Source organism: Neptunicella plasticusilytica (genome assembly GCF_047922965.1).
Taxonomy (GTDB): Bacteria; Pseudomonadota; Gammaproteobacteria; order Enterobacterales; family Alteromonadaceae; genus Neptunicella; species Neptunicella plasticusilytica.
In genome coordinates, this window is record NZ_CP150481.1 from 2,000,320 (window position 1) to 2,021,115 (window position 20,796).

Below are 20,796 nucleotides of genomic sequence, written 5' to 3' on the forward strand. Positions count from 1 at the left end.
CCCTGTCTTGAATACGCTAACGATAGCGTTAGATGTAATGGGGGGAGATTTTGGTCCCCCTGTTACTATTCCTGCCGCCATTGCTGCGGTCAGAGAAAATCCTGCATTACGTGTCATTCTATGTGGCAATCAGACAGATATTGAAAAATCGCTGTCGGACAATCATTTTTCCCATTCAGAACAAATCAGCATTTTACATTGTACGCAAGTCGTGGAAATGGATGAACGCCCTACGGCAACAATCCGCAACAAAACCGACTCATCCATGCGCCGTGCGCTAGAACTGGTCGAGCAGGGCAAAGCCGGAGCCTGCGTCAGTGCCGGCAATACCGGTGCGCTGATGACAAATGCCTATTACGTATTAAAAACACTTCCTGGTATTGACCGTCCGGCGCTGGTCACAGCGCTACCGACTATTAGCGATAAAAAAGTTTATTTGCTGGATTTAGGCGCCAATGTTGAATGTAATTCAGAAATATTATTCCAGTATGCGGTGATGGGCTCGGTAATGGCCGAAGAAGTGGAAGGGATTAATAAACCCCGTGTAGCGCTGCTAAATGTGGGTGAAGAACAGATAAAAGGCAATGACCGGGTTAAACATGCTGCCCAGCTATTGTCTGATGCCGAAGGGATCAATTATATCGGTTATCTGGAAGGCAACGATATTTTCAGCAACCGGGCGGATGTGGTTGTGACCGACGGTTTTGTCGGCAATATCGCGCTAAAAGCCTGTGAAGGCCTGGGTAAACTGGTTATTGGTGAAGTTAAACGCGTCTCCGGTAAAAGTCTGCTGACCAAAATTATGGCCAAACTGGCGTTGCCTTTCTTGAAAAAAATCTACTCCAGAGTGAACCCCGACCAGTATAATGGTGCTAGTCTGATAGGATTGCGCGGAATTGTGGTCAAGAGCCATGGAAATGCCTCCAGCGATGCCTATTTATATGCCATTCGCGAAGCTACGCAGGAAATATCCAGACAAGTTCCGGCGAAAATAAAAGATAAAATAGAAATTGCACTTGGCTAGGTTTGCTTTGTTACAGGCCAGCCAGTCGATAATAAGGAAACTCCCCCAATATGTATTCAAAAATCATCGGCACGGGTAGTTACTATCCCAGTCAGATCCGTACTAACGAAGATCTGGAAAAGATGGTCGATACCAGTGATCAGTGGATTACCGATCGTACTGGTATTAAACAGCGCCGCATAATCGGAGAACATGAAACTGTCGCTTCTATGGGAGCAGAGGCCGCCCGAAAAGCAATTGAAGCGGCGGATATTGATCCAAAAAGTCTCGATATGATTTTATGCGCCACCACCAGTCACGGTAAGTCTTTGCCCAGTGCTGCCTGTGATATTCAAAAAGAAATGGAGCTGGACGGTATTCCTGCCTTTGACATTGCAGCGGCTTGTGCCGGTTATTGCTATGCACTTAGTGTGGCCGACCAATTTATTAAATCAGGTATGTGCAAGCGCATCCTTGTGGTGGGCAGTGATTGCCTGTCGCGTTTAATTGACCCTTATGATCGTACCATGGTCATACTGTTCGGGGATGCCGCCGGAGCCACTATTATTGAAGCCAGCGAAGAACCTGGCATTTTATCCACCCATATTCATGCGGCGGGTTCTTATGGCGATTTACTTTATGTCGGTAATCCAACCCGCGGACAGGAACAGTCCGTACACGAAAACTGGGGCGTGATGAAAGGCAATGAAGTATTTAAAGTTGCAGTCACTAAACTCAGTGAAGTCGTTGAACAGACGTTGGCTGCCAATAATATGCAAAAATCTGATCTGGATTGGCTGGTTCCGCATCAGGCCAATTTCCGCATTATTAAAGCCACCGCCAAAAAACTTGAAATGCCAATGGAGCAGGTGGTGATGACCCTGGAACAATTTGGTAATACTTCCGCAGCAACAGTGCCAACCGCATTGGACACTGCTATTCGGGATGGCCGCATCAAACGCGGGCAAAACTTGTTGCTGGAAGCTTTTGGTGGCGGTTTTACCTGGGCATCAGCCCTGGTTCGTTACTAATATTTACAGCTTAAATCGTTTAATCAGGAGATTTTTATGCAAGCTTTTGTGTTTCCCGGTCAGGGATCGCAGTCTGTCGGCATGTTAGCCGATCTTGCTCAACAATATAGTGAAGTTCAACAATGTTTTGCCGAAGCCAGTGATACATTAGGCTATGATTTATGGCAACTGGTGCAACAGGGGCCTGCGGAAGAACTGAATTCAACCCATATCACTCAACCAGCCTTACTGACCAGTAGTGTGGCTATTTGGCGTGTATGGCTGAATTTAAATGGCCGTAAGCCTGAATATCTGGCCGGACATAGCTTGGGGGAATATTCCGCTCTAGTCTGTGCAGGGGTTTTATCTTTCGCGGATGCGGTTAAGTTAGTCGAGCAACGCGGCCAATATATGCAACAGGCGGTGCCAGCCGGAACCGGAGGCATGTTTGCTATTATCGGTCTAGATGACGAAAAAGTGATTGAATGTTGCCAGCAGGCTGCTGGACAACAGGTTGTGTCTGCGGTGAATTTTAATTCGCCAGGGCAAGTCGTGATTGCCGGTCATGTCGAAGCCGTGGAGCGAGCCGGGGCACTATGCAAAGAAGCCGGTGCGAAACGTGCATTGCCTTTGCCTGTGAGCGTACCATCCCATTGTGCATTGATGTTGCCCGCCGCCGAACAGCTTGAAAAAGCCCTGGCAAATGTAGAGTTTAGCGCGCCGCAAATTCCGGTGATAAATAATGTGGATGTGAAGCAGGAAATGTCAGCGCAGAATATTAAAAGCGCACTGGTTCGCCAATTATATAGCCCGGTACGCTGGACTGAAACAGTCCAGTCTTTGGCGCAACTCGGTGCGACCAACCAGTTTGAAATCGGACCGGGTAAAGTGCTAAGTGGTTTGGGCAAACGTATTGATGCCAGCGTCAATTGCAGCGCAATCAATACTGTTGAAACAGTAACTGCAGCGTTACAACAAGGAAATGAATAATGAATTTTACTGACAAAGTTGCGTTGGTGACGGGTGCCAGTCGCGGTATCGGTAAAGCTATTGCTGAATCATTGGCGGCTCAGGGCGCGACAGTAATTGGTACCGCAACTACTGAAAATGGCGCTAAAGCGATTTCGGCTTATTTGGCAAATAGTGGCTCCGGTATGGCGTTAAATGTTACTGACGCCGATTCGGTGCAACAGGTACTGGACGATATTAAAGCCCAATACGGCGAAATTGATATTCTGGTCAACAATGCCGGTATTACCCGTGATAATCTGCTAATGCGCATGAAAGATGAAGAATGGGCGGACATTATCCAAACCAATCTGACTTCGATTTTTAAATTATCCAAAGCGGTATTGCGCGGTATGATGAAAAAGCGTTATGGTCGTATTATCAATATAGGCTCCGTTGTAGGTTCTGCCGGTAATGCCGGGCAAGCTAATTATGCGGCAGCCAAGGCCGGGGTGATTGGTTTTAGTAAATCCATGGCTCGGGAAGTCGCATCACGCGGTATAACAGTTAACGTAGTGGCGCCGGGATTTATTGATACCGACATGACGCAGTCGTTAACCGATGAGCAAAAACAAGCTATTTTCAAGGATATACCGGCCAATCGCTTGGGCGATCCTAAAGAAATTGCTGCTGCAGTAACGTTTTTGGCGTCGGATTTAGCGGGTTATATTACCGGCGAAACGCTGCATGTGAATGGCGGCATGTACATGAATTAGCCCAAACGGGTATAAAATTAAGTGCAAATTTAACAAAATATGCTAATTTGTGGTTCGACCAGCCAAAAAATCGAGTCACTGACTTGCAAGGATTGGTTAGGGTGAATACACTACCCGCCACTTTAACAAGTAGCCTTATTTTTGAGGTATAACGAGAATTATTATGAGCAATATCGAAGAACGCGTAATCAAGATCATAGTTGAACAATTGGGTGTTAAAGAAGAAGAAGTAAAATCAGAAGCCTCTTTTGTTGATGATTTAGGAGCTGATTCTCTGGATACAGTTGAATTAGTTATGGCTTTGGAAGAAGAGTTTGATACTGAAATTCCAGATGAAGAAGCTGAGAAAATCACTACAGTTCAGTCAGCGATTGACTATATTAACGCTCACAAAGACGCTTAATTATCCCAGAAACGGCTCAAATCTGAGCCGTTTTGCTTCCACTCAGTTTAATCCGGTCATGATTCACATTGCGGTTTTTGTGAGAACAAAAATGTCGCGAGGTTGAAATGGTTCAATGGACACATTTATTGTTGTATCAGCAGAACACGTCGGTAAATATGAATTCTACTCACCCTTTATTTGTGTATAACGGAGGCTAACGTGTCTAAACGACGTGTTGTTTTAACCGGTCTTGGCATGCTTTCACCTTTAGGTAATGATACCCGCTCAACTTGGCAGGGTATTTTAAACGGTCAAAGCGGTATCGATGAGATCCGTTATTTTGATACCAGCGAATTTTCGACACATTTTGCCGGGTCATTAAAAAACTTTAATGTGGAAGATTATATTCCCAAGAAAGAAACCAAAAAAATGGACTTGTTTATCCAGTACGGTATTGCCGCGGGTAAACAGGCATTGGCTGACTCGGGAATTGAAGTAACTGAAAAAAACGCCAAGCGAATTGGTGTGGCGATTGGTTCCGGTATTGGCGGATTAGGGTTGATTGAAACCAATCACGACAAACTCAAGCAAAGCGGGCCACGCAAAATTTCGCCGTTTTTTGTACCGTCGACCATTACCAACATGATCTCCGGCTTTTTGTCGATTATGGAAGGGTTAAAAGGACCAAACCTGAATATTGTGACAGCCTGTACTACGGGAGTACACAATATTGGTATTGGTGCCAGAACGATTGCCTATGGTGATGCGGACATGATGTTGGCCGGTGGTGCCGAAGCTTCCATCACGCCATTGGGTTTAGGCGGTTTTGCTGCGGCCAGAGCGTTGTCAGGTCGAAATGATGATCCCCAGGCTGCCAGTCGTCCCTGGGATAAAGATCGCGACGGTTTTGTCATGGGCGAAGGGGCCGGGGTGGTCATGCTGGAAGAATATGAGCATGCTAAAGCCCGCGGTGCCAAAATCTATGCGGAACTGGTAGGCTTTGGTATGAGCGGGGATGCCTATCATATGACTTCACCGCCGGAAGATGGTGCAGGTGCAGCGGAAGCAATGATTAATACCCTAAACGATGCCCAGGTTAATCCTGAACAAATTGGTTATATTAATGCGCATGGCACTTCAACACCGGCAGGTGATATAGCTGAAACCCGTGCGGTTAAGTCAGTATTTGGCTCTGCTGCCAGTTCGGTACTGGTCAGTTCGACCAAGTCGATGACGGGGCATTTACTGGGTGCTGCAGGCGCGATTGAAGCAATTTTCACCGCGCTGGCCCTGCAAGATCAGGTTGCGCCGCCCACCATTAATTTGGATAACCCGGGAGAAGGCTGTGATCTGGATTATGTAGCTCACACGGCGCGTGACGTTAAACTTGAATACGCGTTGTGCAACTCATTCGGATTTGGTGGAACCAACGGTTCGTTGTTGTTTAAAAAGATTTAACCTGATTTAATAAAGCCCGTTTTAAGACGGGCTTTTATTTATATGATTGTTAATGGAACCGCCAGCAGTTTAGTGCCTCTTGATGATCGCGCCGTTCAATACGGTGATGGTTGTTTTACTACTATGGCGGTCAGTAATGGACTAGTCGAATTTTGGCTCCAACATCTTCAACGTCTGCAGCAAAGTTGTTCGGCGTTACAAATTGAATTCAACCAATGGCAGGAACTGCAACAGCAAGTTGAGTGCATTGGTCAACAACATCCCGATTCTGTTATAAAAATTATTATCAGCCGTGGCAGCGGTGGGCGCGGTTATGCCGCTTCACTACAGCAACTGCCTCGCTATATTATTACACGGCATAGCAAACCGGCACATTATACCGATTGGCAACAACGAGGTATTCGACTGGGATTATCGCCAGTCACACTAGCCTGTCAGCCCAAGTTGGCCGGTATTAAGCATCTTAACCGCCTTGAACAGGTGTTGATAAAACAAAACACTACTGATAACCAGTTTGACGACCAACTGGTATGCGATAATGACGGCATGATGGTTGAAACTGGTGCAGCTAACCTGTTCTGGAAACAGCAAGGTATCTGGTTTACCCCTGAATTAACGCAAAGTGGCGTGACAGGCGTTATGCGTAACCGGGTTATCGATAAAATGCACGAGCAGGGCATTGCAGTACAGGAAATACGTGCGCGCCATCAACTATTGTCACAGGCTTCCGAGGTGTTTATCTGTAACAGCTTAATGAAAATTGTACCCGTAACCCATTTTAATCAGCACACCTTTGTAATCGACGATGTACGCACCTTTCAGCGATGGTTTAGCCTATGACCCGGGTTAAAATATATCTGCTATTGGCGCTACTTGTGGGAGTGTCAGCTTTGCTGCTGAATCACCAGTATCAGAACTATAGGCATTCCGTATTGGCTAATGCCCAGCCGATGATTATCAAAATAGAAAAGGGTCAAACAGCACATGGTTTGATTAACCAGTTGGCAAAACAGCAGTTACTCGAAAAACAAATCTGGTCCAAAGTGTTGTTTAAGCTAGAACCCGAATTAGCCGCGATTAAATCCGGGACTTATGAACTGTCAACCAATATGCCATTGTTGTCGCTGCTGGATATGCTGCGTCAGGGCAAGGAAGTGCATTTTCCTATTACCTTGGTGGAAGGTTTACGCTGGCGGGATTGGCGGCAACAAATAAATAACCAGGCCCGACTAAGTGGTGAGATTCCTTCGGATAAACAGTTAATCGCTCAATTTGAACTTGGTACTGATTCGCTGGAAGGCTGGCTAATGCCAGATACTTACTGGTTTACCGACGGTTATTCGCGCCAACAGTTGATTGAGCAAGCGTTCCAGGCCATGCAAAGCTATTTGCAGCAGGCCTGGCAGCAACGACAAGGCAATTTGCCTTACCAGTCACCTTACCAGGCGCTGATTATGGCATCGATTATCGAGAAGGAAACGGCTGTTCCTGAAGAACGCCCGCGTATTGCTGCCGTGTTTGTGAATCGATTGGATAAAAATATGCGTTTGCAAACCGATCCTACAGTGATTTATGGCTTGGGAGAAAACTTCGACGGTAATATCAGACGGGCTGACTTACGTCAGTTAACACCGTACAATACTTACAAAATAAAAGGCTTACCGCCTACGCCTATTGCTATGCCGGGGAAGCTGGCTATTGATGCAGCATTACAACCGGACAATAGCGAAGAACTCTATTTTGTTGCGCGTGGTGATGGTAGCCACCAGTTTTCTGAAACACTGGAGCAACACAATAAAGCGGTTCGTGAGTTTCAACTAAAAAAATAGTTCTAAATATAACAACTATCAGTTACAGCAATCATCAGGGAATTCAATGTCAGGCAAGTTTATTGTGATAGAAGGGTTGGAAGGGGCCGGAAAGAGCAGTGCCGTTACCATTATTAAGGCTGCCATCGAACAATTTGGTAAACCTCTGGTTTGTACCCGTGAACCCGGTGGCACCCCGATGGCCGAAGCCATCCGTAACTGTGTTAAACAGGACTGGCGTGATGAAAAGGTAACAGTCGAAGCGGAACTGTTGCTAATGTATGCGGCCCGTGCACAGTTAGTTCAAAATGTAATACAGCCTGCAATTAACGCAGACCAGTGGGTACTGGCCGATAGACATGATATGTCATCGCGAGCCTATCAAGGTGGTGGTCGGCAAATCCCTGATTCAATGATTGAACCGCTACGTAACATTACCCTAAAAGGTTTTAAACCGGATCTCACTTTGTATCTTGACGTGGAACCTGCGACTGGATTGGCAAGAGCCAGAGGTCGGGGAGAGCTGGATAGGATTGAGCAGGAAGACATCAGCTTTTTTGAACGCACCCGGGAGCGTTATCTGCAATTATGTGCCGACGATCCCCGGGCAGTCGTGATCAATACCATGCAGCCGATGGAAAACGTGCATCAAGATATTACCAAAGCCATTAATTTATTTCTGGACAAACACTAGTGCTTTATCCCTGGCTAACCGACTCCTACCAAAAATTATGCCGCCGTGCGTTTAATCATAGCTTGCACCATGGTTTGATTTTGCAGGGCATACAGGGTATCGGCAAAGATCAGTTTGCTCAGGCCTTGTCAGCTTATTTGCTGTGTAACAACAAACAGGTCGACGGGCCTTGTGGTCAATGTCAGGCCTGTGCGCTGGTAAAGGCAGACAGCCATCCTGATTTGCTGCAAATTAGAAAGGAAAAAAGCCAGATTGGCGTTGATCAAATTCGCGAAGCCATTCAGGCATTAAGCAAAACGGCACAGTTGTCCGGCGAAAAAGTGCTGATTATCTACCAGGCTGACGATCTCAATCAGGCCAGCGCCAATGCGTTGTTGAAAACCCTGGAAGAGCCGACCGCCAACACCACAATAATGCTGGTAACCAGTCAGCCACAACGTTTTTTACCGACTATTATCAGCCGCTGTGAAAAAATCACCTTGTTACCGCCCACACAATCCGATGCATTAAGCTGGCTGGCAGAACAAGGGGCACAAGGCGATGTGCAAGAAATACTGCAATTATGTGCCGGCGCGCCATTAAAAGCATGGGGATTGTTGCAACAACAGGATGGACTGAGTTTTAGTGAATTCAGTCAGCAGTTAAAGGCGCTGCAACAACAGCAAACCAATAGCTGGCAACTAGCCAACAACTGGCAACAGGATAGTGCGATGGTGGTCAGCTGGATCCAGTTTTGGCTACAGCAAAAAATGACCGGAATTACGCCCGGACAACAAGAAACCGGCTGGAAACTGCATCAACGTTGTGTACAGGTCATCAAGCAGTTACAGAATCCCGGTATCAATAAAGCCATGCTGCTGTATGGATTACTGGAACTAACTAAAGAGTTAAAAGAATAAATAAGGGTGGTGTTTTGTTTGTAGATTCACATTGTCATCTTGATCGTCTGGATAAGTCTCCGCAGGAATTAGCTCAGATTGTCGCCAACGCTGAAGCTAAAGGTGTCGAGCATTTTTTATGTGTGGCCGTATCGGTAAGTGAGTTTCCTGATATGCTCAAGGCAATTGCGCCTTTTGGTAATGTATCGGCCTCCTGTGGGGTGCATCCACTGCATCAGGAAGAGGCTTGCAGTTATGATGAACTGTTGCAGGCTGCCAGCAGCGATAAGGTGGTGGCAGTGGGGGAAACCGGGCTGGATTATTTTTATAGTGCCGAGACCAAACCGGTGCAGATCCAGTCTTTTATCGACCATATTAAAGTGGCGAATGAGTTGAATAAGCCCCTGATCATCCATACCCGTGATGCGCGGCAGGATACGCTGGATTTATTATTAGAGCATAAAGCCGAGCACACTAAAGGCGTTTTACATTGCTTTACCGAGAACTGGGAAATGGCCGAAGCCGCCATTGAAATGGGTTTTTATATTTCTATTTCCGGTATTGTAACTTTTCATAGCGCTAAAGAATTACAGGAAGTGGTGAAGAAAGTCCCGCTGGACAGACTTTTAATTGAAACCGATTCTCCCTGGTTAGCTCCCGTTCCGTATCGGGGAAAGCCGAATCAACCCGCTTATGTCAAGGAAGTGGGAGAATTTATTGCTAATCTTAAGGGGATCGAGGTTGAGGAACTGGCCAAGGCCACTACCGACAATTTTTATCGGTTGTTTGATTTAATACCACGTAAAACGGCTTGACTAGTATCAGCCCAATTCACTAAAAGGAGTGTTTAATGAAAACTTGTCGTGTTATTGCCTTTGTCAGTATTTTGCTGACTACCCCATTAATGGCCGCTAATTTTACCTTGAGCAGTGATGAAATAGGCGGTCAGCTCACCAGCAAACAAGTCTTTAACGGCTTTGGGTGCAGTGGTGACAATATCTCTCCGGCGTTAAACTGGAAAGATGCTCCCGCCGGGACCAAGAGTTTTGCTATTACCCTGTATGATCCGGATGCGCCCACCGGTGCAGGTTGGTGGCATTGGTTAATGGTCAATATTCCTGCCTCGGTGAATTCACTGCCGGCAGATGCCGGTAATCCGGCTAAAAATTTGGCGCCCAAAGGCAGTGTGCAAACCATTACCAGTTTCGGTCAGGCCGGATTTGGTGGTGCCTGTCCACCAGAAGGTCACGGTCCACATCATTATATTTTTACTGTCTATGCACTGGGCGTTGAATCATTGGATTTAAAAGCCGATAGCCAGCCATCATTAGTTGGCTATATGCTCAATGCCAATACCTTGGAAAAAGCCTCGCTTATTTCTTATTATCAACGCTAAACCTATCCAGTCTTATCCCTTACGGTAGCCATTCTAGCCAATTTTGGTTAGAATGCGCGCCGCAGAATCTCGTCAAAACCATTATTTAAAACAGCTCCGGATTTACGTTCCGGCTCGCGGAGGAAATTACTATGTCAAAGTACGTAGTTTGTGCTTTATACAAATTTGTCACCCTGGAAAACTATCAGGACATCCGTCAACCCCTGCAGGAATTGATGGAAAAGCTCGATATCAAAGGCACCTTGTTGCTGGCGCTGGAAGGTATCAACGGTACCGTATCCGGTATCCGTGAAAATATGGATGTGCTATTAGCCTGGTTAAATGCCGACGAACGCCTTAATCCTATCTCTACCAAACAATCTTTCGATGAAGTACAACCTTTTCACCGTACCAAAGTTAAACTGAAAAAAGAGATTGTCACCCTGGGGGTGGAAGGTATTGATCCGCGCAGAACAGTCGGGACCTATGTCAAACCGGCTGACTGGAATGCGTTGATTTCCGATCCCGAAGTGCTGCTAATTGATACCCGTAACGACTACGAAATTGAAATCGGCACCTTTAAAAATGCAGTGAATCCCAAAACCGATTCGTTTCGTGAATTTCCCCAATATGTAAAAGAGAACCTCGATCCGGCCAAACATAAAAAAGTCGCGATGTTCTGTACCGGTGGCATTCGTTGTGAAAAATCCACCGCCTACATGAAAGAACAAGGTTTTGATGAGGTCTACCATCTGGAAGGCGGTATTTTGCAATACCTGGAAGATGTGCCCAAAGAACAAACGCTCTGGGAAGGAGACTGTTTCGTATTTGATAACCGTGTAGCAGTTAATCACGATCTGGAGAAAAGTCATTACGATCAGTGTTATGCCTGCCGTTTGCCGATTACTGATGAAGATAAACAATCCGGGCAATACGAAAGTGGGGTAAGCTGTCCAAAATGTTTTGGTAGCCATTCAGAAGATCAGATTGCCCGTTTCCGTGAACGTGAAAAGCAGGTTAATTTAGCCCGTTTACGCGATGAAGAGCATGTAGGAGCCGAAGCGCGTAAGGCAATTAAATTGCGTCGCCAGCAAAAAGCCGCCGCCCGCCGCGCCCAGCGTGAAGCCATGGGTAAAAGCAACGTTTAAGCTTGTTGTTTCAAGTAGTTCAAATACAAAAAGGCTTATGTTGGTTAACCCGCATAAGCCTTTTTATTTCTAAAAAAATTTGGGAAAGCAAGTAGAGCTATATGTAATCCAGCCAACCGACTATATTTAATGCCGTAAACTTGGATTAACTCGCTGTTAAATCAAACAAGGATGAATGCATGCGTATAAGGATGTCACTGTTTTTAGTACCCGCACTTGTTACTTTGTTTGTACTGTACAGTGCCGATGTCATAGCCAATCTTTCGCCGAATCTAGTCGTTGGTAAGGTATACGGTAAAAATATCACTGCGGCTGACATCGGGTTAAATGAGCCTGTCGATCAAAGTATTCAGTTCAGCTCACAAGATACAGAGCGTTGGAATCTAATGGGACGGGTCATGACTGTCTTTGGCGCTCCTGTAATGGAGCGTTTTGTTCAATTACATAAGATTGATGCAACAGAAGATGAAATCAACAAATTCAACCGCAACAGCCGTAAATTTGCCAAACAGCATTTACGTGAAGCCGAACAACGGCTGGTTGAACTACAAAGTCAACTTGCCGCGCCGGAGTTGTTGGCCGAGAGTAAGGCAAAGTTGATTGAAGAGCAAAAAGTGCAAAAACGTTTGCGGGCATCGTTACACAGGCAACTTGCTCTCGAAGCTAACAGCGAGATGGCACGGGAATTTATCCTTGCCTGGAAAACAGAACAGCAGATGCAGCGGATTTATGGTGGTCGGGTGATTTTCCAACAATTTGGCCCTGAAGCGCTGGACGCCCGTCGGCAATTATTTGAACAAGCTGAAAAAAATGGAGATATTCGGTTTGATAACGCAGGCGTACGTTACCTGTTCTATTACTATGCCAATATGCAGCATGCTGTTATAGATGAGAAAGCCCTGGAGCATCCCGGGTTCTTCAAGCAAGATAACTGAATTTTCTGTGTTATTGGGGAGCTGTTAATCTTTGCTGTATGGACTTTGTTCAAACCAACGCCTTCTGATCACGAAGCCGGGTTACAGGCCCTTACGTTTGAAGTAAAGGGGCCTAAGTCAAAATTTGGCAACAAAGATCAACAAACCCTAAACGGATATAAAAAAGGCTTCCATCTGGAAGCCTTTCTCGCGAGTTGGGCTATAGCCCGGCAGGTTTTGTGTCTATTAATCCATTCGGCTGCTCAACCTTCGCGCTAGCCAAATGGACGAAACTTCGACAGCTGTCTAATATTGTCATTCCCGCACGGGGTTAGCGGGAATCCAGCCGCAGTGATATCAAGTTCCAAAAAATGGTTCCCTGCTTTCGCAGGGATGACGGATACAGGAACTTACGCTTGCAGTGCTTCGCGCGCATCCACATAAGTCAGGTTTAATTGTTCGCCCAACGCATCTACGACAGCTTTGTATGTTACTTTGCCTTCATGCACGTTCAGGCCGTTTAACAAATGCGGGTCATCCAGCATCGCTTGTTTAGGGCCTTTGTTGGCTAGCGCCAAACCAAAGGGTAGGGTAGCGTTATTCAGTGCCATGGTTGAGGTACGCGCCACACCGCCCGGCATATTCGCCACACAGTAATGCACTACGCCATCAATGGTGTAGACCGGATCCTGATGAGTGGTGGCATGCGCAGTTTCAAAACAGCCGCCTTGATCAATTGCCACATCGACAATTACCGAGCCTTCTTTCATATTCTTGATATGTTCAGCCGTTAATAGTTTTGGTGCTGCAGCACCCGGAATTAACACCGCACCCACGATTAAATCGGCTGTCGCAGAGTAATATTCGATGGCATCAACGGTGGAGAATACGGTTTTCACCCGGCCCAGGAAAATATCGTCCAGTTCGCGTAAACGGGGCAGTGAACGATCCAGAATAGTAACATCGGCACCCATGCCGATAGCCATTTTAGCGGCGTTAATACCTACAACACCACCACCCAGGATAAGGACTTTGCCAGGAGATACGCCAGGCACGCCACCTAGCAAGGTACCGCTACCGCCGTGGGCTTTTTCCAGATAATGGGCACCGGCTTGTACTGACATACGGCCGGCCACTTCGCTCATTGGGGCCAATAAAGGTAAACCGTTACGATTGTCAGTAACGGTTTCGTAGGCGATACAGGTGGCTCCGGAGGCGACCAGTAATTCAGTTTGTTTTGGATCTGGCGCAAGGTGCAGGTAGGTGTACAGAGTCTGGCCTTTACGCAACATTTTACATTCGTTAGGTTGCGGCTCTTTGACTTTAACGATCATTTCCGCTTTGGCAAAAATTTCTTCCGGCGTGTCGATGATCTCGGCACCGGCAGCAATATACTGCTCATTAGCAAAACCAATGGCAGCACCGGCGTTAGTTTCCACGATGACCGAATGGCCATGGGTAACAAATTCTTTAACGGCAGCAGGCGTTAAGCCAACGCGATATTCATGATTTTTAATTTCTTTGGGTACACCGATTAACATAGACAACCTTACCTTCTGAGTGTTTTTGGCCTGAATAACGAAAGCGCGAAGTATATTGTATGTTTTCTAGATGTTTGTTCTTTATTGAGCTAGATTTCGATATAATATCTGGTAAAAACAATATGTGGTGAGTTTTTATGCTAATCAAAACCCCCAAGCATCTGGATCGTATTGATCGTAACATTTTGATTGAATTACAAAAGGATGGACGGCTGTCGAACGTGGAGTTGTCCAAACGCATCGGTCTAAGCCCAACCCCTTGTCTGGAAAGAGTAAGACGCCTGGAACAACAAGGTTATATTACCGGCTATCAGGCACAGGTAGCGCCGGAAAAACTGGGGGCGGCGATGTTGATTTTTGTTGAAATCAACCTGACTAAATCGCCCGATATTTTTGAAAAGTTTTCAGCGGCAGTCAAAGAGCTGGAGGATATTCAGGAATGTCATCTGGTGTCCGGTAATTTTGACTTTCTGCTCCGGGCCCGTGTATCGGACATGTCTGCTTATCGAAAATTGCTGGGCGATACCTTGCTAAAATTGCCCGGGGTCAGTGAATCTCGCTCCTATGTGGTGATGGAAGAAGTAAAACAGTCCAGCCAGATAAAAATTAATCTCAAGTAACAGTGTTAGATACAATTGATAAGTATCAGATATAAAAGAATTTGTTAGTTTATTGTGCAATTTAAAAGCGAATAAAAACTGACAAAACCCGGGATGCTGTACTGGGCATTTGTGGCGTTGGCTGGTATCTTATCAGCCAAATTATCGATTAAAACTATAACGAAATTATCTTCTATGGCGCGTCTTTCTGGTATCCAAAGGATTTTGGAAGTAGGCATGATTTTAAGTTGTGCTTTTGCTTTATTTTTATTGTTGTCGCTGGGATCTTTTGATCCGGCTGATCCCAGTTGGAGTCAGGCCGGTCATCAGGGAACCGTGAGTAACGCTGCTGGCGCAGCAGGTGCCTGGTTTGCCGATATCCTGTTATTTACCTTCGGTTTTGTGGCCTATTTATTTCCCTTTATTTCAGCCTTGTTAGGCTGGTTTCTGTTTCAGCAGGCCAAAGATATTCTGGAAATGGATTATCTGACGATCTCACTGCGTTTTATCGGCGCTGTGGTCTCTATTCTCGGCGCTTGCGGGCTGGCCAGCCTTAATTTTGATGATCCCTTCTACTTTCCTGCCGGCGGATTTGTCGGTGATGTGATGAGCAGCACCTTGTTACCGGTGTTTAATGTCGCAGGCAGTATTCTGTTTTTACTCTGCTTATTATGTACCGGCTTTACGCTGGTTACCGGTATTTCCTGGTTAAGTATTGTTGATTGGCTGGGTGAGGGAGTGATTAAGGCGGCAAAAGGCACGGCAAAAATGTCTGGGCGACTGAGTGAGATAAGCCCGCCAAGATTAATGGATTTATCTGCTAAAAAGTCCGAACAACTTGAGAATAATCAATCGGCCAAGAATATTGAAATTACTTCGATGCGGATTGAACCTGAGCTGGATGACGATTTCAGTCAGCCATTCTCTGCTGCACCGGACGTGGATCTGGATGCACCTGCGGCATCCAGAAAGAAGAAAAAAATCTTTAAACGCAAAGAGCCGCAAGTACAACCTGAACCTGAAGAAAATGTCGAGCCGGGGGAAAGTACGCCGATGCCAACCATCGAGTTACTTGATCGGGCCGACAAGATTGAAAATCCTATTTCACCGGAAGAACTGGAACAGGTCTCCCGTCTGGTAGAAGAAAAGCTGGCTGATTTTAATATCGAAGCCCGCGTGGTCGGTGTTTATCCCGGTCCTGTTATCACCCGTTTTGAGCTGGACTTGGCGCCGGGTGTCAAAGTCAGCCGTATTTCCGGATTATCCAAAGATCTGGCCCGTGCTTTATCGGCTATCTCGGTGCGGGTAGTGGAAGTCATTCCGGGTAAATCGGTGATTGGTCTGGAATTACCGAACAAAAACCGCGAAATGGTGCGCCTGTCAGAAGTACTCAGTTGTCCGTCGTTTCAGTCATCGGAATCCAATCTGACCATGGTGCTGGGTAAAGATATTTCCGGTAAGCCGGTGATAGTCGACTTGGCTAAAATGCCGCATTTATTGGTTGCCGGTACGACAGGTTCGGGTAAATCCGTTGGCGTTAACGTGATGATCCTGAGTTTATTGTATAAATCCACGCCGGAAGATGTGCGGGTGATTATGATTGACCCGAAAATGCTGGAGCTGTCGGTTTACGAAGGCATTCCGCACTTGCTGGCCGAAGTGGTCACCGATATGAAAGAAGCGTCTAACGCATTACGTTGGTGTGTAGGTGAAATGGAACGACGCTATCGCCTGATGTCGGCTCTCGGCGTTCGAAATCTAAAAGGCTACAATGCCAAAGTGGCACAGGCGATTGCTGATGGTGAACCGATCAAAGACCCCTTGTGGAAGTCGGAAGATAGTATGGAAGAGGTGGCGCCGGATCTGGAAAAATTGCCGAGTATTGTCGTCATAGTTGACGAGTTTGCCGACATGATGATGATTGTCGGTAAAAAAGTTGAAGAACTGATTGCCCGTATTGCGCAAAAAGCTCGCGCCGCCGGTATTCATTTAATTCTGGCTACCCAGCGTCCGTCAGTGGATGTCATCACCGGTTTGATTAAAGCTAATATTCCCACCCGCATTGCCTTTCAGGTGTCATCTAAAATTGACTCGCGGACTATTCTGGATCAACAAGGTGCCGAAGCATTGCTGGGTATGGGGGATATGTTATACCTGCCGCCCGGAACTGGCGTGCCCACACGTGTTCATGGGGCATTTGTCGATGACCATGAAGTGCATGCGGTGGTATCAGATTGGAAAAAGCGCGGTAAACCCAATTATATTGATGAAATTCTTAATGGCGATTCCGGCGCTGATATCCTGCTTCCGGGCGAACAGCCCGAGGGGGGCGACCAGGAAAGTGACGTGCTGTACGATGAAGCTGTTGCGTTCGTGACGTTGAATCGTAAAGTGTCGGTTTCCCTTATCCAGCGCCAGTTCAAAGTTGGTTACAATCGCGCGGCCCGAATTGTCGAACAAATGGAACAAAGTGGTGTCGTAACCGAATCTGGTCACAATGGTAGCCGTGAAGTATTGGCACCACCTCCTATAAGAGATTAATAGTGAAAAAATTTTTAACATTACCTTTGTTGGTCATTCCGTTGTTGATAACGAATCTGAGTTTTGCCGATACGGCTAAAACGGCCTTGCAGGATAAGCTGACCCAATTGCAAAGCTATTCGGCGGATTTCAACCAAAAAGTCACTGATGCACAAGGCCAGGTATTGCAACAATCCACCGGTAGTATCCAGTTACTGCAACCCAATAAGCTGCATTGGCAGGTCAATGAACCCAACGAAAACATTCTGATAGCGGACGGCCATACGTTATGGCATGTCGATCCTTTTGTGGAGCAGGTGATTGCCCTGGATCAGGCGGAGGCAGTAAAAAATAATCCTATCGTATTGTTGGCCGAACCACAGAGCGATGCATGGCAAAGCTATAGTATCAGTCAGCAGGGGAACAAGTTTGAAGTGGTGACCAGTGCGGAAACCAGCCAAATTGCCAAATTGGTGTTTATCTTTGAACAGGACAAGCTCACCGAATTGCAGATTGTGGACAGGCAGGAGCAACTGAGTCAATTGATCTTCAGTCATATTCAGCAAGGTCAGGATATTGATAGCAAGTTATTTGATTTCAGTATGCCTGAGGGTTTTAGTCTGGACGATCAGCGTAATGACCCAGCAGGGCTTTAAACAAACATCCAATTTTGCCCCGCTAGCGGCCCGAATGCGGCCGCAAAATATTGATGAATATTATGGCCAGTCGCATATAGTCGGGCAGGGCAAGCCGCTATATCAGGCGATCCAGTTGGGTCGAGCCCATTCGATGATTTTATGGGGGCCACCAGGCACAGGTAAAACCACATTGGCCGAGATTGTTGCGCATCATTCCAACGCGCATCTGGAGCGTATCTCTGCGGTAACATCCGGTGTTAAGGATATTCGCAGCGCCATAGAGGCAGCTAAATATCACGCCTCCAGTCGCGGTAAAAACACCATTTTATTTGTGGACGAAGTGCACCGTTTTAACAAGTCCCAGCAAGATGCGTTTTTGCCTTTTATTGAAGACGGTACTGTGACCTTTATTGGTGCCACCACCGAAAATCCGTCTTTCGAATTGAATAACGCCCTGTTGTCCAGGACCCGCGTCTATTTGTTAAAAAATTTGCTTGAAGCGGATTTGGTTGAAATTCTGGATAGAGCCTTGGCGGACGAAGAAAGGGGGCTGGGGCAACAGCAACTGACAATCAGCGATGAAGCACGCCATTTGTTGTGTGAGTTAAGTGCTGGTGATGCCCGTCGGCTGCTTAATTATCTGGAACTGTCAGCCGATTTTGCCGACCACAGCCAGATTGACATTAATACCGTCAAGCAGGCGGTGGGCGATAAAATCAGCCTGTTTGATAAAGGCGGTGATCAGTATTACGACATGCTTTCTGCCTTGCATAAATCGGTGCGAGGCTCCTCACCAGATGGTGCCTTGTACTGGTATGCGCGTATTTTACAAGGCGGTGGCGACCCTTTTATTGTCGCCAGACGTTTGTTGGCGATTGCGTCGGAAGATATCGGCAATGCCGATCCTCGCGCGTTGCAAATTACCCTCAATGCCTGGGATATTTTTCAGCGGGTAGGACCGGCAGAAGGGGAAAGAGCCATTGCTCAGGCGTTGATTTACTGCGCCAGCGCCGCCAAGAGCAATGCCGTCTATATGGCGTTTAATCAAGCCAAAGAAGATGCCAAAAATCTGCCTGATTACGAAGTCCCGCTGCATTTACGCAATGCGCCCACCAAATTAATGAAAGAAATGGGCCACGGTGCAGAATATCGCTATGCGCACAACGAGCCGGGCGCTTTTGCCGCAGGTGAAAAATATTTACCGGTGGAGTTAAAAGATAAAATTTACTATCAACCCAATGAACGGGGAATGGAAAAGCAGATTAAGGCCAAGCTGGATTATTTGCAGCAATTGAACCAACAAAGTGAGCACAAGCGTTATGAATAATGCCACCGTCTATCTTTATATTGCCATTGGTGGGGCAGGTGGTGCCTGTTTGCGGCATTTTATTAACCAAATGATGTTGCAGCTGCTTGGCAAAGGTTTTCCTTTTGGTACACTGCTGGTCAATATTGTCGGTTCTTTTACGCTCGGGTTGTTGTACAGCTTGCTGGAACAAGGCCATGTAAGTGTGGCTCCGTGGCGTTCTCTGGTTGCGATCGGTTTTTTAGGCGCACTTACCACATTTTCCACCTTTTCCGTTGATACCATGTTGCTGATGCAACAAGGATCATGGATGAAAGGGTTAATGAATATTGTGTTTAACCTGGTTTGCTGCTTTGGCGCTGCCTGGCTGGGTTTACAACTGGTTGGCAGGCAATAATAAATTAATCGCCGGTTTGTACCGGCTGTCCCAGACATCATTTTAATAAGGTTAACAAAAGCAAAAATGTTAGATCCCAAGCACTTACGTAATGATATTGAAGAAACCGCCCGACGTTTGGCGTTACGCGGTTTTAAGCTGGATGTAGCCGCATTCAATCAACTGGAAGAAAAGCGTAAAACACTGCAAGTCCGCACTCAGGAATTGCAAAATGAACGTAACGTGCGCTCTAAATCTATTGGTAAAGCCAAAGCGGCAGGTGAAGACATTGCTCCTTTAATGGCCGAAGTAGGCAAGCTGGGCAGTGAACTGGATTCGGCCAAGGCAGAATTGACGGTTTTACTGGAAGAAATTAATCAGTTTTCCATGTCAGTGCCTAATTTACCCGATGACACGGTGCCTGCGGGTAAAGATGAAACTGAAAATCTTGAGATCCTGCTTTGGGGTACTCCACGACAGTTCGATTTTGAAATCAAAGATCATGTTGATATAGGCACTGATCTAGACAAAGGGCTGGACTTTGAAACTGCGACTAAATTAACCGGTTCGCGTTTTGTAGTGATGCGCGGTGCAATTGCCAGAATGCATCGGGTCTTGAGTCAGATGATGCTGGACTTGCATACCACCGAGCACGGTTATCAGGAAATGTACGTACCTTATCTGGTTAACGTAGATAGTCTTTACGGCACCGGACAGATGCCAAAATTTGGTGAAGATTTGTTCCACACTCAACCGGCCACCGAAGAAGGACAGGGATTATCACTGATTCCTACTGCGGAAGTGCCGTTAACCAACATTGTTCGCGACGAAATTCTGTCAGCCGATGATTTGCCGCTAAAAATGACAGCGCATACGCCATGTTTTCGTAGTGAAGCCGGTTCTTACGGTCGCGATACCCGAGGCCTGATCCGCCAACACCAGTTCGATAAAGTCGAAATGGTGCAGTTAGTCAAACCTGAAGACTCTGATCAGGCGCTGGAAGAACTGACTAGCCACGCAGAAAAAGTCTTGCAAGTGCTGCAATTACCTTATCGTAAAGTATTGTTATGTACCGGAGATATGGGCTTTGGTGCGCGTAAAACCTACGATCTGGAAGTCTGGTTACCTGCGCAGGATACTTACCGTGAAATTTCATCCTGTTCCAATATGGGCGATTTTCAGGCACGCAGAATGCAGGCGCGTTACCGTAATCCGGAAACTAACAAACCGGAGTTACTGCATACTTTAAATGGTTCTGGTTTGGCTGTAGGCCGTACCTTGGTTGCGATTTTGGAAAACTATCAACAAGCGGATGGTTCGGTACTGGTACCTGAAGCTTTAAAACCTTATATGGGTGGTCTGCAAAAGATTGGTTAATTCTATGCCCAAATAAACATAAAAAACCCCGGTTATCCGGGG

General features: G+C 46.5%; 21 protein-coding genes. 20 read left to right on the top strand and 1 reads right to left on the bottom strand.

Annotated features, from left to right (window positions below; genetic code table 11):
* Window positions 1–7: 7 nt before the first annotated feature.
* From plsX to V1467_RS08840, 14 genes are all read left to right on the top strand, one after another.
* Window positions 8–1,024 (top strand): phosphate acyltransferase PlsX, encoded by a 1,017-nt coding sequence (gene plsX / locus V1467_RS08775; RefSeq protein ID WP_416308417.1) that lies wholly within the window; start codon window positions 8–10, stop codon window positions 1,022–1,024.
* A gap of 50 nt (window positions 1,025–1,074) precedes the next feature.
* Window positions 1,075–2,034, top strand: coding sequence for a beta-ketoacyl-ACP synthase III (locus tag V1467_RS08780; protein WP_416308418.1), 960 nt, complete (start codon window positions 1,075–1,077; stop codon window positions 2,032–2,034).
* A gap of 36 nt (window positions 2,035–2,070) precedes the next feature.
* The gene (fabD, locus tag V1467_RS08785; RefSeq protein ID WP_416308419.1) at window positions 2,071–3,003 is read left to right on the top strand and encodes an ACP S-malonyltransferase; all 933 of its coding nucleotides are present in this window, start codon (window positions 2,071–2,073) and stop codon (window positions 3,001–3,003) included.
* A complete protein-coding gene (gene fabG, locus V1467_RS08790) occupies window positions 3,003–3,737 on the top strand; it encodes a 3-oxoacyl-ACP reductase FabG (RefSeq protein WP_416308420.1) in 735 nt (244 codons plus the stop codon). The genes fabD and fabG overlap by 1 nt, the downstream gene beginning before the upstream one ends.
* A gap of 163 nt (window positions 3,738–3,900) precedes the next feature.
* Window positions 3,901–4,140 (top strand): acyl carrier protein, encoded by a 240-nt coding sequence (acpP, locus tag V1467_RS08795; protein ID WP_062479413.1) that lies wholly within the window; start codon window positions 3,901–3,903, stop codon window positions 4,138–4,140.
* A gap of 201 nt (window positions 4,141–4,341) precedes the next feature.
* Window positions 4,342–5,580: a beta-ketoacyl-ACP synthase II gene (gene fabF, locus V1467_RS08800; protein ID WP_416308421.1), complete on the top strand. Its 1,239-nt coding sequence runs from the start codon at window positions 4,342–4,344 to the stop codon at window positions 5,578–5,580.
* A 42-nt stretch (window positions 5,581–5,622) separates the two neighbouring features.
* On the top strand, window positions 5,623–6,420 hold the full coding sequence (pabC, locus tag V1467_RS08805) for an aminodeoxychorismate lyase (RefSeq protein ID WP_416308422.1): 798 nt from the start codon (window positions 5,623–5,625) through the stop codon (window positions 6,418–6,420).
* The gene (gene mltG, locus V1467_RS08810; protein ID WP_416308423.1) at window positions 6,417–7,409 is read left to right on the top strand and encodes an endolytic transglycosylase MltG; all 993 of its coding nucleotides are present in this window, start codon (window positions 6,417–6,419) and stop codon (window positions 7,407–7,409) included. Before pabC ends, mltG begins: the two co-directional genes overlap by 4 nt.
* A 46-nt stretch (window positions 7,410–7,455) precedes the next feature.
* Window positions 7,456–8,082 carry a dTMP kinase gene (gene tmk, locus V1467_RS08815; protein WP_416308424.1) on the top strand — a complete coding sequence of 209 codons (627 nt, stop codon included), beginning with the start codon at window positions 7,456–7,458 and terminating at the stop codon, window positions 8,080–8,082.
* The gene (gene holB / locus V1467_RS08820; RefSeq protein ID WP_416308425.1) at window positions 8,082–8,981 is read left to right on the top strand and encodes a DNA polymerase III subunit delta'; all 900 of its coding nucleotides are present in this window, start codon (window positions 8,082–8,084) and stop codon (window positions 8,979–8,981) included. The genes tmk and holB overlap by 1 nt, the downstream gene beginning before the upstream one ends.
* A 14-nt stretch (window positions 8,982–8,995) precedes the next feature.
* Entirely contained in the window at window positions 8,996–9,775 is a 780-nt protein-coding gene (locus V1467_RS08825) for a TatD family hydrolase (RefSeq protein WP_416308426.1), read from the top strand.
* A gap of 35 nt (window positions 9,776–9,810) precedes the next feature.
* Window positions 9,811–10,356: a YbhB/YbcL family Raf kinase inhibitor-like protein gene (locus tag V1467_RS08830; protein ID WP_416308427.1), complete on the top strand. Its 546-nt coding sequence runs from the start codon at window positions 9,811–9,813 to the stop codon at window positions 10,354–10,356.
* Between the two features lie 131 nt (window positions 10,357–10,487).
* Complete coding sequence (locus tag V1467_RS08835) at window positions 10,488–11,483, top strand: rhodanese-related sulfurtransferase (protein WP_416308428.1); 996 nt, start codon at window positions 10,488–10,490, stop codon at window positions 11,481–11,483.
* Between the two features lie 179 nt (window positions 11,484–11,662).
* Window positions 11,663–12,418: a hypothetical protein gene (locus V1467_RS08840; RefSeq protein WP_416308429.1), complete on the top strand. Its 756-nt coding sequence runs from the start codon at window positions 11,663–11,665 to the stop codon at window positions 12,416–12,418.
* A gap of 389 nt (window positions 12,419–12,807) precedes the next feature.
* Here the strand turns inward: V1467_RS08840 and ald are convergent, their stop codons facing one another.
* Window positions 12,808–13,938, bottom strand: coding sequence for an alanine dehydrogenase (ald, locus tag V1467_RS08845; protein WP_416308430.1), 1,131 nt, complete (start codon window positions 13,936–13,938; stop codon window positions 12,808–12,810).
* Window positions 13,939–14,075: 137 nt separating this feature from the next.
* Here ald and lrp point away from each other — a divergent pair, with 137 nt between their 5' ends.
* The 6 genes from lrp (at window position 14,076) to serS (ending at window position 20,754) form a co-directional block, all read left to right on the top strand.
* Window positions 14,076–14,558 (top strand): leucine-responsive transcriptional regulator Lrp, encoded by a 483-nt coding sequence (lrp, locus tag V1467_RS08850; protein WP_416308431.1) that lies wholly within the window; start codon window positions 14,076–14,078, stop codon window positions 14,556–14,558.
* 174 nt (window positions 14,559–14,732) lie between these two features.
* On the top strand, window positions 14,733–17,078 hold the full coding sequence (locus tag V1467_RS08855; protein WP_416308432.1) for a DNA translocase FtsK 4TM domain-containing protein: 2,346 nt from the start codon (window positions 14,733–14,735) through the stop codon (window positions 17,076–17,078).
* Window positions 17,079–17,080: 2 nt separating this feature from the next.
* On the top strand, window positions 17,081–17,713 hold the full coding sequence (lolA, locus tag V1467_RS08860) for an outer membrane lipoprotein chaperone LolA (protein WP_416308433.1): 633 nt from the start codon (window positions 17,081–17,083) through the stop codon (window positions 17,711–17,713).
* Window positions 17,694–19,022, top strand: coding sequence for a replication-associated recombination protein A (locus V1467_RS08865; RefSeq protein ID WP_416308434.1), 1,329 nt, complete (start codon window positions 17,694–17,696; stop codon window positions 19,020–19,022). Before lolA ends, V1467_RS08865 begins: the two co-directional genes overlap by 20 nt.
* On the top strand, window positions 19,015–19,398 hold the full coding sequence (crcB, locus tag V1467_RS08870) for a fluoride efflux transporter CrcB (RefSeq protein ID WP_416308435.1): 384 nt from the start codon (window positions 19,015–19,017) through the stop codon (window positions 19,396–19,398). Before V1467_RS08865 ends, crcB begins: the two co-directional genes overlap by 8 nt.
* Window positions 19,399–19,464: 66 nt before the next feature.
* Window positions 19,465–20,754: a serine--tRNA ligase gene (serS, locus tag V1467_RS08875; RefSeq protein ID WP_416308436.1), complete on the top strand. Its 1,290-nt coding sequence runs from the start codon at window positions 19,465–19,467 to the stop codon at window positions 20,752–20,754.
* Window positions 20,755–20,796 lie beyond the last annotated feature (42 nt).

What these genes read in the sequence shown, in the direction of transcription:
- pabC (WP_416308422.1), top strand. Translation starts at nt 5,623, where the DNA reads ATGATTGTTAATGGAACCGCCAGCAGTTTAGTGCCTCTTGATGATCGC.
- V1467_RS08780 (WP_416308418.1), top strand. Translation starts at nt 1,075, where the DNA reads ATGTATTCAAAAATCATCGGCACGGGTAGTTACTATCCCAGTCAGATC.
- V1467_RS08835 (WP_416308428.1), top strand. Translation starts at nt 10,488, where the DNA reads ATGTCAAAGTACGTAGTTTGTGCTTTATACAAATTTGTCACCCTGGAA.
- tmk (WP_416308424.1), top strand. Translation starts at nt 7,456, where the DNA reads ATGTCAGGCAAGTTTATTGTGATAGAAGGGTTGGAAGGGGCCGGAAAG.
- acpP (WP_062479413.1), top strand. Translation starts at nt 3,901, where the DNA reads ATGAGCAATATCGAAGAACGCGTAATCAAGATCATAGTTGAACAATTG.
- fabD (WP_416308419.1), top strand. Translation starts at nt 2,071, where the DNA reads ATGCAAGCTTTTGTGTTTCCCGGTCAGGGATCGCAGTCTGTCGGCATG.
- V1467_RS08830 (WP_416308427.1), top strand. Translation starts at nt 9,811, where the DNA reads ATGAAAACTTGTCGTGTTATTGCCTTTGTCAGTATTTTGCTGACTACC.
- fabG (WP_416308420.1), top strand. Translation starts at nt 3,003, where the DNA reads ATGAATTTTACTGACAAAGTTGCGTTGGTGACGGGTGCCAGTCGCGGT.
- crcB (WP_416308435.1), top strand. Translation starts at nt 19,015, where the DNA reads ATGAATAATGCCACCGTCTATCTTTATATTGCCATTGGTGGGGCAGGT.
- ald (WP_416308430.1), bottom strand. Translation starts at nt 13,938, where the DNA reads ATGTTAATCGGTGTACCCAAAGAAATTAAAAATCATGAATATCGCGTT.
- V1467_RS08865 (WP_416308434.1), top strand. Translation starts at nt 17,694, where the DNA reads ATGACCCAGCAGGGCTTTAAACAAACATCCAATTTTGCCCCGCTAGCG.
- V1467_RS08840 (WP_416308429.1), top strand. Translation starts at nt 11,663, where the DNA reads ATGCGTATAAGGATGTCACTGTTTTTAGTACCCGCACTTGTTACTTTG.
- lrp (WP_416308431.1), top strand. Translation starts at nt 14,076, where the DNA reads ATGCTAATCAAAACCCCCAAGCATCTGGATCGTATTGATCGTAACATT.
- serS (WP_416308436.1), top strand. Translation starts at nt 19,465, where the DNA reads ATGTTAGATCCCAAGCACTTACGTAATGATATTGAAGAAACCGCCCGA.
- mltG (WP_416308423.1), top strand. Translation starts at nt 6,417, where the DNA reads ATGACCCGGGTTAAAATATATCTGCTATTGGCGCTACTTGTGGGAGTG.
- V1467_RS08855 (WP_416308432.1), top strand. Translation starts at nt 14,733, where the DNA reads ATGGCGCGTCTTTCTGGTATCCAAAGGATTTTGGAAGTAGGCATGATT.